The sequence below is a fragment of the Oscillibacter sp. PEA192 genome, assembly GCF_003574015.1.
In the GTDB taxonomy this organism is placed as follows: domain Bacteria; phylum Bacillota; class Clostridia; order Oscillospirales; family Oscillospiraceae; genus Oscillibacter; species Oscillibacter welbionis.
On record NZ_AP018532.1, the window covers coordinates 1,460,432 to 1,473,932 of the forward strand.

Here is a 13,501-nt window from a genome sequence, read left to right on the forward strand (position 1 = left end):
GCCAGCCGCGGCGGTGCCGCGGCTGGCTGCCTCCTTACGCAAAGAGCGCATTGAACTGCTCCGCGATCTCCTCCTGATGGTCTGCCGTGGCAATCATGGCCACATAGGTTCCATTCTGGACTACCTGTGCGTTGGACCAGGTCTCCATGGACTCCGGATACCAGGCGCCGCCCTCTGCCTGGGCGTCCACCCGGTCCTGCAGGATGGAGGCGGCGGTGGCAGCGTCCTCCTCCGTCCCGCACTCCGCCAGCACGATCTCATTCACCACGGCGCTGATCATGGGGGCTTTGGCGATCAGCTGCTTGGTGGCCACATCGGCCAGGCCGGGATAGGAGCCCTCCAGCATGTCGCCCTCCAAGTTCATCATCATGATGTCCTCTTCGCCGCTGGAGGCGGCGTCCTCCGCCCAGCCGTACTCCTCCGCCAGGGTGTTGTAAAAGGCCGTCAGATCCACAGTCTTGTCCGTAGTCTTGCCGCCGCAGGCGGTCAGCAGGCCCATCGTCAGCAGCGCCGACAGCGCCAGGGTCAAAAATTTCTTCATGGTGTATTGATTTCCTTTCTGAATGTTCTCGGGGAATACAGACGGACCTCTCCGCTGAAAAGTTCCCTCTCACCGCCAGTATTTCCAATTTTTTTTCTTTTACCATCCCATCCGCCCTGCCCTTGCAATTCTCCGCCGGAGGCGGTATCATGGCTCTATCACAAGGAAAAAGGCGGGAGATCACAATGTACAGTTTCCGAAACGATTACAGCGAGGGCGCCCATCCCAAGGTCCTCCAGGCCCTGGCGGACACCAACCTCCGGCAGACCGTGGGCTACGGCATGGATCCCTGCTGCCAAGCCGCGGCGGATACCATCCGCCGCCTCTGCGCCGCGCCGGATGCGGCGGTTCACTTCCTGGTGGGCGGGACGCAGGTGAACCTCGTCACCATCGACGCGTTTCTGCAGTCCTATGAGGCGGTGGTCGCCGCCCAGACCGGCCACGTCAGCACCCATGAGACCGGCGCCATCGAGGCCACCGGACACAAGGTCTGCACCGTGGAGAGCCCTGACGGCAAGCTGACCCCGGCCCTGGTCGAGTCCGTTCTGGCGGGCCACAACGGCACGGAGCACATGGTGCTGCCCCGAATGGTGTACATCTCCGACACCACGGAGATCGGCACGGTCTACACCCGGGCGGAGCTGGCCGCCCTGCGGCAGTGCTGCGATGTTCACGGCCTGTTCCTCTATCTGGACGGCGCCCGGCTGGGCTCCGCCCTCACCTCCCCCGACAACGACCTGACATTGCCGGAGCTGGCCGCCCTCACCCACGCCTTCACCATCGGCGGCACGAAAAACGGCGCCCTCTTCGGGGAGGCGCTGGTGCTCACCCGTCCCATGCCTCACTTCCGCTGGCACATGAAGCAGCGGGGCGCCGTGCTGGCCAAGGGCCGGCTGCTGGGACTCCAGTTCCAGGCCCTGCTGGAGGACGGGCTCTACTTCGACCTGGCCCGCCGCGCCAACGAGCTGGCCTTCCGGCTCCGGGACGGCGTCGCGGCCCTGGGATATCCCTTCCCGGTGGCCTCCCCCTCCAATCAGCAGTTCCCGGTACTGCCCAATGAGACGGTGGCAAAGCTCCAGGAGATGGGCTATGAATTTGAGACCGACCACCCGGTGGATGCGAACCACACCTGCATCCGTCTGGTGACCAGCTGGGCCACGCCGGAGACGGCGGTGGAGGACTTCCTCAGGGACCTGGCCGGGTGCTGAACATCCAAGGGACCGCCAAACAGGCGGTCCCTTTTTGTGTGGTGCTTCCCGCTCTGCTGGCCCATGGGAGCTGTCAAACTCTCTCGTGCTTTTGTTCGATTTCTGCTTGACAGAAACGTTTGTTCGAGTTACAATGCAATTAGAACAAAAGTTCGATCAAGGAGGTTTTTTCCATGAGCGGCTGGACTTTCTTTTTTATTCTGGTAGGCGTGGTCTTTCTGACCTCTCAGCTCTTCCGGGTCATCGACGCCATCGAGCGTCCCAACCGGCGGCATGACCGGCGGCGGACAGCCCTGCGGTGAGATGGACGTTCTGGAAAAGCTCACCATCCTGACGGACGCGGCCAAATACGATGCGGCCTGCACCTCCAGCGGTGGGAACCGGAGGGCCAAGGCGGGGTATATCGGCAATACCACCTCCTCTATCGCCGGGTGCTGCCACTCCTTCTCCGCCGACGGGCGATGCGTGACCCTTTTGAAGGTGCTGATGACCAACCGGTGCGTGTATGACTGCAAATACTGCGTCAACCGCCGCAGCAATGAGGCGAAGCGGGCCATGTTCACCCCGGAGGAGCTGGCGGACCTCACCATCCAGTTCTACCGCCGGAACTACATCGAGGGGCTGTTCCTCTCCTCCGGCGTGTACCGCTCCCCGGACTATACCACGGAACTGATGATCCGGGCGCTGCGGATCTTGCGGGAAGAGTACCGCTTCAACGGCTACATCCACGCCAAGGCCATCCCCGGCACGGCTCCGGAGCTGGTGGAGCAGATGGGGTTCCTGGCGGACCGGCTCAGCGTCAATATCGAGCTGCCGTCAGAGGCGGGACTTCGGACCCTGGCCCCGGACAAGACGAAGCAGGCCATCCTGGCTCCCATGGGGCAGATTCGGGTGCGGGGACAGCAGAGCCGGGAGGAGCTGGTGAAGTACCGCCACGCCCCCAGGTTCGCCCCTGCCGGGCAGAGCACCCAGCTGATCGTGGGGGCCACGGCGGACACGGACTTCCACATCCTGCGGCTGACCCAGGGGCTGTATGACCGCTACCAACTCAAACGAGTGTTCTACTCCGCCTACGTGCCGGTGGTGGAGCACGCCCTGTTGCCCGCCAAGAACACGAAGCCGCCCCTGCTGCGGGAGCACCGGCTGTATCAGGCGGACTGGCTGCTGCGGTTTTACGGCTTCCGGGCGGAGGAGCTGCTGGATGCAAGCCATCCGGACTTCAACCCCCAGGTGGATCCCAAGTGCAGTTGGGCCCTCCGGCACCTGGACTTCTTCCCGGTGGAGGTGAACCGGGCGGACTACGAGGCCCTGCTGCGGATCCCCGGCGTGGGCGTGGTCTCCGCCAAGCGCATTCTGGTGTCCCGCCGGGCCCGGAAGCTGCGGATCGAGGATCTGCCCAAGCTGGGGGTGGTGATGAAGCGGGCCCAGTATTTTCTCACCGCCTCCGGCCGCATGGCAGACGGCCTGCGGTTCACACCGGACAGCCTGCTGCGGAATCTGATCGCGGCGGAGCGGCCCTCCCTGCCCCAACCGGAGCTGGAGCAGATGTCCCTGTTTGCCCCTGTGTGAGGGAGGTTCCCCATGACCGAGATGATCTATGAATACGACGGCAGCTTTGAGGGATTCCTCACCTGCATCTTTGAGAGCTACGCCCAAAAAGAAGTCCTCACCGCCATCAGCTGCGGTGAGGACATTCCATTCATGCTCTTCCCTGTGCGGACCGTCCTGACGGACCGGGACCACGCCGCACGGGTATATCGGAAGGTGGTCAAGCTGTCGCCGGAGGCGGCGGACCTGCTGCGCCGCGGCTTTCTCACCTGCCTGCCGGACCGGGAAATGCACCTGTACCGTCTGGTGGTGAAGCTGCTGGAGGAGGGGCCCCGGTTCCTCCGGGACCTGTCCGATGAGACGCTGTATCCCATTCTGCGGGCGGTGCGCCACCTGAACGGTGAGGTCCACCAGTACAAGGGCTTCGTCCGCTTCTCCGACCTGGGGGGCGTACTGGGGGGCGAAATCGAGCCGAAAAACCGGGTCCTGCCCCTGCTGCGCCGTCACTTCTGCGACCGCTACCGGAACGAACGGTTCTTCCTCTACGACCGTACCCACCAGGAGGCCCTGTTCTACGCCGAGGGCCGCTCTGCCGTCCGGCCCCTGGAGCACTTCCAGATGGCCCCGCCGGATGAGGCGGAGGCCCGCTACCGCCTGCTGTGGAAGCGATTCTACGACACCATCGCCATCCGGGAGCGGGAAAACCCCCGCTGCCGCATGACCCACATGCCCAAGCGGTACTGGGGCACCATGACGGAATTCCAGGGGGAAGCGCATTTCAGGGCGAGAGGAACTCCCGCAACCGTTTCAGGCCCCGGCGCTCCAACCGGGATACCTGCACCTGAGACACCCCCAGGATCCGGGCAGTCTGTTCCTGGGTCAGTCCCTTGAAGTAGCGGAGAAGAATGGTCATCCGCTCCTTCTCCGGCAGCTGATCGATGGACTCCCGCAGGGCGATCCGCTCCACCATGCCCTCCTCCGGGGCGTCCGTGCCCAGCATCCCCTCCAGGGTGAGGCCGTCTGCGGTCTCCCGCTGGAGGGACTCCGGCGTGTCCGTGGCGATCTCCACCTGGGCGATCTCCTCCGGCGTCAGGCCGGAGGCCTCGGAGAGCTCGCTGAGCACCGGCTCCCGGCCCAGCTCCTGCCGCAGCCGCTCCCGAATGGTGTAAAGTGTTTGAGCTTGCTCCCGCATGGTGCGCCCAACTTTTACCGCGCCGTCGTCCCGGAGAAAGCGACGAATCTCCCCGGCGATTTTGGGCACGGCGTAGGTGGAGAAGCAGGTGCCGTAGTCAAAGTCGAATCCCTGCACCGCCTTCAGAAACCCCAGGCACCCCAGCTGGTACAGGTCCTCCGGGTCCACGCCCCGGCCGTAATACCGCCGCACCACGCTCCAGATCAGGCCGTTGTTCTCAATCACCGCCTGCTCGCAGGCATCCCGGTCCCCCTCCTGGGCCGCCCGCAGCAGCTCCAGCGTGGCGCTCATTTTGTGCCCTGCATCCGGGGTGCCAGCCGCTTGCGCATCACCACGGTGGTGCCCCGGCCCGGCGTGGAGCGGACCACCAGCCTGTCCATAAAGCTCTCCATAATGGTGAAGCCCATACCGCTGCGCTCCTCCCCGCCGGTGGTGAACATGGGCTGGCGGGCCTTCTCGATGTCCGGGATGCCCCGGCCGTGGTCCCGCACCGTCACCTCCAGCACCTGGTCCGGGCAGATGCGGACTTTCACCACCACCTGGCCGATGGAATCCGGATAGGCGTGGACGATGGCGTTGGTCACCGCCTCGCTGACGGCGGTCTTGATGTCCTCCAGCTCGTTGAGGGTGGGATCCATCTGGGCGGCGAAACAGGACACGGCTGCCCGGGCGAACCCCTCGTTGCTGCTGCGGCTGGGAAATGCCAGCGTGACTTCGTTGTTGGCCTTGGTCTTCATGGTATGTACTCCCCCTTTTATCGTATCGTCACCAGCCGGCCGATGCCGGCGGCATCCAGGACCCGCCGTGCCTGCTGAGGCACGTTCCGCACCAGCAGGCTCCCGTCCAGCAGCTGCATCCGCTGCTGGGCCCGCAGGATCAGCGCGATGCCGGAGCTGTCCATGAACGTCACGCCCGCCAGGTCCAGCACCAGTTTTTTCGGCAGCGCCGCGTCGATGGACAGCTCCAACTCCCGGAGGGCGTTCCGGGCCCCGTGGTGGTCCAGCTCCCCCTTCATCTCCAGCAGCAGATTCCGGTCCGCGCTTGTGGCTTCGATCTCCATAAAGTTCCCTTCTTCCTTGTCGTTTGTGTACCAAGATACAGGGTACCCCGTTTTTCCTCCCATTATAAGGAAACGGCCCATTCTTTTTTGTCGGAATCACACCCCGCCGCAAAATCTTCCCATTTCTCCGCTTGCATCGGCACCTGCGGCGGGGTATCATGAAGGTATCTCAAGGGAAAGGCAGGCATATACATGAAAATTTTGCTGATTAATGGCAGCTCCCGGCCCAACGGCTGCACCTACACAGCCCTGCGGGAGATCGCTGATACGCTGGAATCCGGCGGCGCGGAGACGGAAATCCTCTTTCTGGGCAGCGGCCCCGTCCGGGACTGCACCGCCTGCCGGACCTGTCAGAAGACGCCGGGCCGCTGCGTGTTCGATGACGATATGGTGAACCCAATCATTGAGAAGGCCCGGGAGGCGGACGGCTTCGTGTTCGGTACGCCGGTCTATTACGCCCACCCCTCCGGCCGCATCCTCTCCGTGCTGGACCGGGTGTTCTACGCCGGAAAAGACGCCTTCGCCCACAAGCCCGGCGCGGCTGTTGCCTCCGCCCGCAGGGCGGGCACTACGGCCTCCGTAGATGTGCTGGACAAATATTTCACCATCGCCCAGATGCCGGTAGTTTCCTCTACCTACTGGAACATGGTCCACGGCAACACGCCGGAGGAGGTGCGCCAGGACGCGGAGGGAATGCAGACCATGCGGAATTTGGCCCGAAACCTGCTCTGGATGGTCCAGTGCATCCAGGCGGGAAAGGCCGCTGGACTCCAGCCGCCCCAGGCGGAGAGCGAGGCCCGGACCAACTTCATCCGCTGAAGCGCGAAAGCCCCCGGAGGGGATTTCCCTCCGGGGGCTTTGCTGTATTTAGGGCTCTTTCATGTTTGCTCCCACACCATGGGCGTGTATCGGATGCCGTCCGGGGACAGCTGTTCCTCTGCCGTGGGAGAAAAGCCCAGCTGGCGGTAGACCTCCACTGCATAGGGGGAGCTGTGAACCGTGATCCGCCCGCGGCCGCCCTCCGCCAGATATGCCTGGAACAGGAGGCGGCCGATGCCCTGGCGGTGAAACGCCGGGTCTACGAAAAACAGGGCGATGTGGCTCCCCTCCGCCGCCAGGACTCCCAGGAGCTCCTGCCCCTCCCAAGCGCCAAATAGTGTCAAGTGATTTACCTGTTCAATATCTGAAAGATAAGCACGAAATGCCTCCACGCCCTCCGGCGGATACTCCGGCGCCTCAAATTCAAGGAACACCCGCCAGCACAGGTCCATGGCCGCCGGAAGCTCGCCACCCTGTATGCGTCGAATCTCCATCGCACACCTCATTCCCCCAGAAGGGACCGTACCCGGTCCAGCGCCTCCGGCGCCGACGGCTTGATGCCGATCACGGGTACGGTCAGCCCTGCCGACTCCAGTGCCGCCCGGAGAGATGCGATAAACACGCCCCGGCCGGGCAGTTCCCGGTCCTGGTCCGAGGTGGTGTTCACCCCGCAGCAGGGGGAGCGGTCCATACCTACGATGCCCAGCACGGCAAATCCGTGCTTCTGGTACTCCCGAATCTGCCAAACCACCTGATCCGTCAGCTCCCGCAGCCGGGCAGATGCCTCCGGCTGGCCCATGGCCCGGCGGATGCGGGTGTTCTCTGCCTCCACTGGTCGTTCCCCTCCTTTGGGATCTCCCCGGTCCAGCCCCAGACAGCACAGCTCCGGGCACGGCATTTGAGCCACGCTTACCTGAGCATCCAGAATCAGCCGCAAAATCTCCCGGTGGGCGGCAGGCACCTCCGCCGTGCCGTCGGAAATGGCGTTCTGATTCAGCAGGCAGTGGGCCAGAAACACCACACGCCTGCTCCTTCCGTCGGTAAACATCCCGTCTCTCCTTTCATCGGCGGGGACTTCCCCTTTCTCAGCCTCTCAGACATCTCAGCGCAGACAGCCGGTGACGAACTTCAAGGGCACCTCCATCCGCGCGGCGATCTGCTCCGGCGTCATGCCCTGGTCCCGGAACCGACGGCAGACGGACTTCATATTCTCACCCACCTCAATGATGTGGCGGTCCGGGTCATAGAGCCGCACCACCCGCTGCCCCCAGCGATGCTCCAGGGGCGGGCGGACGTACACCACATCCGCGCACCCAGCCAGGTGCGCCAGGAAGCCGTCGAAGTCGTCCTCCTCAAAGTAGACCTCGCTGTCATTTGCACCAAAGCGGATCTCCTCCACCTCTTTTCCAAGGAAGTCCGTCCAGGTATCCAGTGTTTGGAGGCACAGGCCGCCGGTGAGGGTCACGTTGGCACCGAAATCCATCACCACATGAAGCCCCAGGACCTCCCGGTAAAAGGTCTTGGACCGCTCCATGTCCCGGACTGCCAGCAGGGGATTTTTCAGCTTCACAAGATCAGCCCTTTCTTGAAACGGATTGTGCTGCCGGGCCTGACGGCCGTCTGGACAGCACCCTTGCTCTATGATAAAATTGAAAAAACCATACAGGGAGGATTCTGCGATGGCAATCACTGTCAATATCTATTACACGGGCAACCGCGGAGCTGCCCGGAAATTCGCAGAGGAGATGACACCCACCACGCCTCCCCCATGATGGCGCAGATCGCCCGGCTTCGGGAGCAGTACGACCTGCACATGCGGGTGGAGCGATATCTGTCCGATGAGACGCCAACAACCTCTCAGGATGAGGCGTTTATCCGCAGATAACTGCAACCCCCGACTGCAAGAAAGGGGCGGCGGTCAGAGCCGGGCCTTTGGTCCGGGCTCTGACCGCCGCCCCTGCATTCTGTTTTGGAACGTGGGGGGTTACGTTCTCCTTCAGCCGGGACTTACGCCTGCATGGCCTTGGCGGATTCCTCCAGCTTGGCGATCAGCTCTTTGTACTTGGCGGCCTTCTCCCGCTCGGCGTTCACCACCGCCTCCGGGGCCCGGGAGACGAACTTCTCGTTGGAGAGCTTCTGCTCGACGCCCCGCAGGCCGTTCTGGGCTTTCTCGATTTCCTTGCGGATCCGCTCCAGCTCCGCGGCGATGTCCACCAGCTCACTGAGGGGCAGATAAGCCGTGGCATTGTGGGTGACGGCAGTCACCATGCCGGACACATCCGCCGGGGCGGCGTCCGCGAACTTCACCTCACTGGCATAAGCCAGCCGCTGGATGAAGTGCCTGCCCTGGGCGTAGACGTCCGGGGTGGCGGTGACGATCAGCACCTCCGCCTTCCGGGAAGGGGGCACGTTCATCTCCGCCCGGCGGGCCCGGATGGCCTTGATGGTGTCCATGACGGCCTCCATTGCGGCTTCTTCCTCCGGGAAGGTCAGGTCCGCCCGGTACTCAGGCCACCGGGAGGTCATGATGAATTGTTCCTCGTGGGGCAGGGCCTGATAGATCTCCTCCGTGATGAAAGGCATGAAGGGGTGCAGCAGCTTCAAAAGCTCCGTCAGCACAAAGCAGAGCACATTCTGGGCCGCCAGCTTGGCCCCCTCGTCCTCTCCCTGGAGGCGGGTCTTGGTGAGCTCGATATACCAGTCGCAGTAGGTATCCCACAGGAAGTCGTAGACCTTGGCGGAGGCCACGCCGATCTCGTAGGCGTCCAGGTTCTCCGTGACCTCCTTCACCAGGGTGTTCAGCTTGGAGAGGACCCACTTGTCCTCCGGCGCCAGGGCGTCCGCCGCAGGGAGTTCACACTTGTCGATGGTGAGGTTCATCATCACGAACCGGCTGGCGTTCCAGATCTTGTTGGCGAAGTTCCGCATAGCCTCGCACTTCTCGGTGTAGAACCGGGTGTCGTTGCCCGGGGAGTTGCCGGTGATGAGGTTGAAGCGCAGGGCGTCGGCGCCATACTTCTCCGCCATCTCCAGCGGATCGATGCCGTTGCCCAGGGACTTGGACATCTTGCGGCCCTTGTCGTCCCGCACCAGGCCGTGGATCAGCACGGTGTGGAAGGGGATCTGGTGCATCTGCTCACAGCCGGAGAAGATCATCCGGGCCACCCAGAAGAAGATGATGTCGTAACCGGTGACCATGACGCTGGTGGGATAGTAGAAGTCCAGATCAGCGGTCTTTTCCGGCCAGCCCAGAGTGGAGAACGGCCACAGGGCGCTGGAGAACCAGGTGTCCAGCACGTCCGGGTCCCGGGTCAGATGGGTGAAGCCGCACTTTTCGCACTTGGTGGGGTCCTCCCGGGAGACGTTGATGTGGCCGCAGTCGTCGCAGGTCCAGGCGGGGATCTGGTGGCCCCACCACAGCTGGCGGGAGATGCACCAGTCATGGACGTTCTCCATCCAGTTGGTGTAGGTCTTGGCGAACCGCTCGGGCACGAACTTCACCTCGCCCTCCCGGACCACCCGCAGGGCCTCCTTGGCCAGGGGCTCCATCTTCACGAACCACTGGGCGGAGATCAGGGGCTCCACGTCATTGTGACAGCGGTAGCAGGTGCCCACATTGTGGTTGTAGGGCTCGGTCTTGACGAGATAGCCCTGCTCCTCCAGGTCCTTGACGATCTGCTTGCGGCACTCGTACCGGTCCATCCCATTGTAGGGGCCGCCGTTCTCGTTGATCCTGCCGTCGTCGCCGATGCAGCGGATGACCTCCAGGTTATGGCGCAGGCCCACCTCGAAGTCGTTGGGGTCATGGGCGGGAGTCATCTTCACGGCGCCGGTGCCGAAGCCCAGCTCCACGTAGTCGTCCGCCACAATGGGGATCTCCCGGTTCATGATGGGCAGGATGCAGGTCTTGCCCACCAGATCACGGAACCGCTCGTCCTCCGGATTCACAGCCACGCCGGTGTCGCCCATCATGGTCTCGGGACGGGTGGTGGCCACCACCAGATCGCCGCTGCCGTCGGCCAGGGGATAGCGGATATACCACAGGTGGCCGGGCTTGTCCACATACTCCACCTCGGCGTCGGACAGGGCGGTGATGCAGTGGGGGCACCAGTTGATGATGCGGCTTCCCTTGTAGATCAGGCCCTTGTCATACAGCTCACAGAAGGTCTCCCGCACAGCCTTGGAGCAGCCCTCATCCATGGTGAAGCGGGAGCGGCTCCAGTCGCAGGAGACGCCCATCTTCTTCTGCTGCTCCACGATGCGGTTGCCATACTCCTCCTTCCACTTCCACACCCGCTGGAGGAACTTCTCCCGGCCCAGATCATAGCGGGTCAGGCCCTCCTTGACGCGCAGTTCCTCCTCCACCTTGATCTGAGTGGCGATGCCGGCATGGTCGGTGCCGGGGACCCACAGCGTGGAGTAGCCCTGCATCCGCTTGAAGCGGGTCAGGATGTCCTGCAATGTGCAGTCCAGGGCGTGGCCCATGTGGAGCTGGCCCGTGACGTTGGGGGGCGGCATGACGATGGAGAAGGGCTTCTTCTTGGGATCCGGATCCCCGTTAAAGCAGTCGTTGTCCTCCCACATCTGGTAGATGCGGGACTCCACCTGTTGGGGTTCATACACCTTGGGCAGTTCTTTCATCATACGTTCGATCTCTCCTATTCTCTGAACTTTCGTCCTTTTTGTCATGACTGGGGCGCCGGTCCGCACCGCCCTGCCGTTCACCAGATCGCAGCTCAGCTCCAGCAGAATGCTTTATGCGCGCTTACACAGCAAAACGCCCTGGGCCTTTCGGCTCAGGGCGAACAAATGTCCGTGGTACCACCTGGATTCGGGAAAACCCGCACTCTGCGGCGCATTTGCGCCTGCCCTGTCAACGGTGGGCCTCCGCCGGGGCTTACTGATGCTTCGGCTCCGGTGCTCCGGGACGACTTCTCCGGCGGCTTTGGGAGAACTCACACCAGCCGTTCTCTCTCTTGGCCGCTGCCCACCGGATACTGCTTCCCTTCCTCGCAGTTTACCATATTTTATTTTAGTATAGTATACCCCGGTTCGATTGTCAAGCGTCAGCTCAGCCGCAGGATCTCCTTCTTCAGCCGGGAGATGATGCGCTTTTCCAGCCGGGAGATGTAGCTCTGCGAGATGCCCAGCTGGTCCGCCACCTCTTTCTGGGTCTGCTCTTTTCCGCCCCCCAGGCCGAACCGCAGCGTGATGATCTGCTTTTCCCGGGGCGAGAGAACGTTGATGGCCGCCGCCAGCAGGTCCCGCTCCACATCCTCTTCGATGGGGCGCATCACCACGTCCGCCTCAGTCCCCAGCACGTCGGAGAGCAGCAGCTCATTGCCGTCCCAGTCGGTGTTCAGCGGCTCGTCGAAGGACACCTCCCCCTTCCGCCCGGCATTTTTGCGCAGGTACATCAAAATCTCGTTCTCGATGCACCGGGAGGCATAGGTGGCCAGCTTGATGTTCTTGTCCGTCCGGTAGGTGCCCACCGCCTTGATGAGCCCGATGGTGCCGATGGAAATCAGGTCCTCGATCCCCACTCCCGTGTTCTCGAACCGCCGGGCAATGTACACCACCAGCCGCAGATTATGTTCGATCAGCTCCTTGCGGGCGTCCTCCTCCCCGATGCGCTCCAGCAGCTCCGCCTCCCGCTCCCGGCTCAGGGGCGGTGGCAGGGTGTCGCTGCCCCCGATGTAGTGCAGCTCCGCCGGCGGCAGCAGCCCCACCCGCACCAGCAGCCGCCGCCATTGTTTCATCCAGTCCTTCATGGTTTCTTCTCCTTCCAGCCGTGCCGCCCCACAGGGCGCTGTATCCCGTCCCCAGCTCTGTGGGGGAAAAGGCAACCGGCAGTCCGGCATACCGCTCCCCCGCCACCTCCGTCCAGTCGCTGCGCACCGCCAGCAGCAGTCCGCCCGCCACTCCCACCGCGTGGTAGGGGATCAGACGGAACCGCAGCTCCGGCGCCGCCCGCATCATGGGCTCCAGCAGCTCTGCGGGACGCTCCAGCGCTCCGCGGTCCAGCAGAGAGCGGACCTCTCTTGGAAGCGCACCGTCCAGCCGCCCCGGAGACACCACCAGCACCGGCGCTCCGGAGACCGGATCCCGCAGGGCGTTTCCCGTGTCGCAGAAAGCGGTAAACGCCGTGGTCCGCCCGGCCAGACACACCTGTGCCCGCACCAGCTCGCCCCGGACGCCCTTTCCCGCCGCCGCACGAAACACCACTGTCAGAACCAGATAGGCCGCGGCCGCAGCGGTCAGCAGCACCTTTGCATCCACGTCCGTGTAGAACACGCCGTTCACCATCGGCACGCCGCCCCCCGCCACCAGGCCCAGGGCCAGCACGCACCCGGCCATGGCACAGGAGACGGCGAACAGTAGCAGCGTCAGCCGCAGCAGCTTTGCCTCTCCTCCATAGGCCGCCAGCGCCAGCAGTATGCCTGCCGCCAGCTTCACCGGCGTTGCGGAGAGAAAGCCCAGCCCCGGCAGAAATACCGCCACGGCATAGGCGCCCCCCAGCAGGCCCGCCAGAAGGTAGCGTCTCCGCCGGAGGGGAATGCCCGCCAGACGCGCGGCGCAGAGCACCAGCAGATAGTCCATCAGCGCGTTCAGCACAAACACGCTGTCCACATACACCACGGTCAAGCGATCCGCCTCCCTTCCGTTCCGTGGGACTATTATAGGGCAGACCGCAGAGAAATACGGTCGCAAAAGGGGGACGCGCCCTGTAAAAAGGTGCGTCCCCCCGGCAGCCGATTGGGGCCGCAGCACAAATGCTGCGGCTCCGGCGGCATGGAAATACTGTGATGGGAAATAACTTTACAGCAATGATAAATACGGAACAATCAGCGATGCCAGCATGGAAATCACCAGAATGACCACCAGGATCGCGGCAAACAGTCTGTGCTTGTTGCTCACTTGTTTCCCTCCTCCGTCAGGATCTTGCGGATGCTCTTTTCCGCCTTGCTGCGGGGCAGCATCAGCTCATGCCCGCAGCCCAGGCACTTGAGCTTGATGTCCATGCCCACCCGCAGAATCTCCCACTGGGTGCTGCCGCAGGGATGGGCTTTCTTCAGCTCCACTTTGTCATGCAGATGCAGGTCCATATTGGCCTCCTTGTCAAAGCAGCCTCC

General features: G+C 63.3%; 15 protein-coding genes, 1 pseudogene and 1 other annotated feature. Of the genes and pseudogenes, 5 read left to right on the forward strand and 11 right to left on the reverse strand.

The genetic code is table 11. The annotated features are described in order from the left end of the window. Nucleotides 1-34: 34 nt before the first annotated feature. On the reverse strand, nt 35-541 hold the full coding sequence (locus tag DN611_RS07060; RefSeq protein WP_021750661.1) for a DUF4358 domain-containing protein: 507 nt from the start codon (nt 539-541) through the stop codon (nt 35-37). A 185-nt stretch (nt 542-726) separates the two neighbouring features. On the opposite strand from DN611_RS07060, the gene DN611_RS07065 reads away from it, so the two are divergent. The 4 genes from DN611_RS07065 (at nt 727) to DN611_RS07075 (ending at nt 4,188) form a co-directional block, all read left to right on the forward strand. Further along, nucleotides 727-1,749 (forward strand): threonine aldolase family protein, encoded by a 1,023-nt coding sequence (locus DN611_RS07065; RefSeq protein ID WP_036631050.1) that lies wholly within the window; start codon nt 727-729, stop codon nt 1,747-1,749. Nucleotides 1,750-1,922: 173 nt separating this feature from the next. Next, the gene (locus DN611_RS16965) at nt 1,923-2,051 is read left to right on the forward strand and encodes a hypothetical protein (protein ID WP_256264507.1); all 129 of its coding nucleotides are present in this window, start codon (nt 1,923-1,925) and stop codon (nt 2,049-2,051) included. 1 nt (nt 2,052) lies between these two features. After that, on the forward strand, nt 2,053-3,318 hold the full coding sequence (locus DN611_RS07070) for a putative DNA modification/repair radical SAM protein (RefSeq protein ID WP_119311900.1): 1,266 nt from the start codon (nt 2,053-2,055) through the stop codon (nt 3,316-3,318). A gap of 12 nt (nt 3,319-3,330) precedes the next feature. Beyond that, on the forward strand, nt 3,331-4,188 hold the full coding sequence (locus DN611_RS07075) for a TIGR03915 family putative DNA repair protein (RefSeq protein ID WP_119310968.1): 858 nt from the start codon (nt 3,331-3,333) through the stop codon (nt 4,186-4,188). Here the strand turns inward: DN611_RS07075 and DN611_RS07080 are convergent. The 3 genes from DN611_RS07080 to DN611_RS07090 are packed head-to-tail and all read right to left on the reverse strand — an operon-like array spanning nt 4,076 to nt 5,549. Further along, nucleotides 4,076-4,780 (reverse strand): sigma-70 family RNA polymerase sigma factor, encoded by a 705-nt coding sequence (locus DN611_RS07080; protein WP_119310969.1) that lies wholly within the window; start codon nt 4,778-4,780, stop codon nt 4,076-4,078. The genes DN611_RS07075 and DN611_RS07080 overlap by 113 nt on opposite strands. Beyond that, the gene (gene spoIIAB, locus DN611_RS07085; protein WP_021750666.1) at nt 4,777-5,226 is read right to left on the reverse strand and encodes an anti-sigma F factor; all 450 of its coding nucleotides are present in this window, start codon (nt 5,224-5,226) and stop codon (nt 4,777-4,779) included. Before spoIIAB ends, DN611_RS07080 begins: the two co-directional genes overlap by 4 nt. Before the next feature lie 17 nt (nt 5,227-5,243). Continuing rightward, nucleotides 5,244-5,549: an STAS domain-containing protein gene (locus tag DN611_RS07090; protein ID WP_025544241.1), complete on the reverse strand. Its 306-nt coding sequence runs from the start codon at nt 5,547-5,549 to the stop codon at nt 5,244-5,246. Nucleotides 5,550-5,741: 192 nt separating this feature from the next. Here DN611_RS07090 and DN611_RS07095 point away from each other — a divergent pair, with 192 nt between their 5' ends. Beyond that, nucleotides 5,742-6,368 carry a flavodoxin family protein gene (locus DN611_RS07095; protein ID WP_021750669.1) on the forward strand — a complete coding sequence of 209 codons (627 nt, stop codon included), beginning with the start codon at nt 5,742-5,744 and terminating at the stop codon, nt 6,366-6,368. A gap of 59 nt (nt 6,369-6,427) precedes the next feature. Here the strand turns inward: DN611_RS07095 and DN611_RS07100 are convergent, their stop codons facing one another. The 7 genes and pseudogenes from DN611_RS07100 to DN611_RS07135 form a co-directional block, all read right to left on the reverse strand. Next, nucleotides 6,428-6,862 carry a GNAT family N-acetyltransferase gene (locus DN611_RS07100; RefSeq protein WP_119310970.1) on the reverse strand — a complete coding sequence of 145 codons (435 nt, stop codon included), beginning with the start codon at nt 6,860-6,862 and terminating at the stop codon, nt 6,428-6,430. A gap of 8 nt (nt 6,863-6,870) precedes the next feature. Next, nucleotides 6,871-7,416, reverse strand: a complete 546-nt coding sequence (locus DN611_RS07105) for a CD3072 family TudS-related putative desulfidase (RefSeq protein WP_119310971.1) — start codon at nt 7,414-7,416, stop codon at nt 6,871-6,873. Between the two features lie 54 nt (nt 7,417-7,470). After that, a complete protein-coding gene (locus DN611_RS07110; protein ID WP_119310972.1) occupies nt 7,471-7,938 on the reverse strand; it encodes a VOC family protein in 468 nt (155 codons plus the stop codon). A 437-nt stretch (nt 7,939-8,375) separates the two neighbouring features. Beyond that, nucleotides 8,376-11,012, reverse strand: coding sequence for a valine--tRNA ligase (locus tag DN611_RS07120; RefSeq protein WP_119310973.1), 2,637 nt, complete (start codon nt 11,010-11,012; stop codon nt 8,376-8,378). 150 nt (nt 11,013-11,162) lie between these two features. Next, nucleotides 11,163-11,388 (reverse strand) — a binding site (T-box leader). 46 nt (nt 11,389-11,434) lie between these two features. Next, nucleotides 11,435-12,139 (reverse strand): RNA polymerase sporulation sigma factor SigE, encoded by a 705-nt coding sequence (sigE, locus tag DN611_RS07125; protein WP_197714239.1) that lies wholly within the window; start codon nt 12,137-12,139, stop codon nt 11,435-11,437. A gap of 64 nt (nt 12,140-12,203) precedes the next feature. Further along, nucleotides 12,204-13,139, reverse strand: a pseudogene (locus DN611_RS16970) (sigma-E processing peptidase SpoIIGA); the annotation flags it as partial. A gap of 143 nt (nt 13,140-13,282) precedes the next feature. Continuing rightward, a complete protein-coding gene (locus tag DN611_RS07135) occupies nt 13,283-13,474 on the reverse strand; it encodes a DUF951 domain-containing protein (protein ID WP_021750676.1) in 192 nt (63 codons plus the stop codon). Nucleotides 13,475-13,501 lie beyond the last annotated feature (27 nt).

What these genes read in the sequence shown, in the direction of transcription:
- DN611_RS07070 (WP_119311900.1), top strand. Translation starts at nt 2,053, where the DNA reads ATGGACGTTCTGGAAAAGCTCACCATCCTGACGGACGCGGCCAAATAC.
- DN611_RS07090 (WP_025544241.1), bottom strand. Translation starts at nt 5,549, where the DNA reads ATGGAGATCGAAGCCACAAGCGCGGACCGGAATCTGCTGCTGGAGATG.
- DN611_RS16965 (WP_256264507.1), top strand. Translation starts at nt 1,923, where the DNA reads ATGAGCGGCTGGACTTTCTTTTTTATTCTGGTAGGCGTGGTCTTTCTG.
- DN611_RS07120 (WP_119310973.1), bottom strand. Translation starts at nt 11,012, where the DNA reads ATGATGAAAGAACTGCCCAAGGTGTATGAACCCCAACAGGTGGAGTCC.
- DN611_RS07075 (WP_119310968.1), top strand. Translation starts at nt 3,331, where the DNA reads ATGACCGAGATGATCTATGAATACGACGGCAGCTTTGAGGGATTCCTC.
- spoIIAB (WP_021750666.1), bottom strand. Translation starts at nt 5,226, where the DNA reads ATGAAGACCAAGGCCAACAACGAAGTCACGCTGGCATTTCCCAGCCGC.
- DN611_RS07060 (WP_021750661.1), bottom strand. Translation starts at nt 541, where the DNA reads ATGAAGAAATTTTTGACCCTGGCGCTGTCGGCGCTGCTGACGATGGGC.
- DN611_RS07105 (WP_119310971.1), bottom strand. Translation starts at nt 7,416, where the DNA reads ATGTTTACCGACGGAAGGAGCAGGCGTGTGGTGTTTCTGGCCCACTGC.
- DN611_RS07100 (WP_119310970.1), bottom strand. Translation starts at nt 6,862, where the DNA reads ATGGAGATTCGACGCATACAGGGTGGCGAGCTTCCGGCGGCCATGGAC.
- sigE (WP_197714239.1), bottom strand. Translation starts at nt 12,139, where the DNA reads ATGAAGGACTGGATGAAACAATGGCGGCGGCTGCTGGTGCGGGTGGGG.
- DN611_RS07135 (WP_021750676.1), bottom strand. Translation starts at nt 13,474, where the DNA reads ATGGACCTGCATCTGCATGACAAAGTGGAGCTGAAGAAAGCCCATCCC.
- DN611_RS07065 (WP_036631050.1), top strand. Translation starts at nt 727, where the DNA reads ATGTACAGTTTCCGAAACGATTACAGCGAGGGCGCCCATCCCAAGGTC.
- DN611_RS07080 (WP_119310969.1), bottom strand. Translation starts at nt 4,780, where the DNA reads ATGAGCGCCACGCTGGAGCTGCTGCGGGCGGCCCAGGAGGGGGACCGG.
- DN611_RS07095 (WP_021750669.1), top strand. Translation starts at nt 5,742, where the DNA reads ATGAAAATTTTGCTGATTAATGGCAGCTCCCGGCCCAACGGCTGCACC.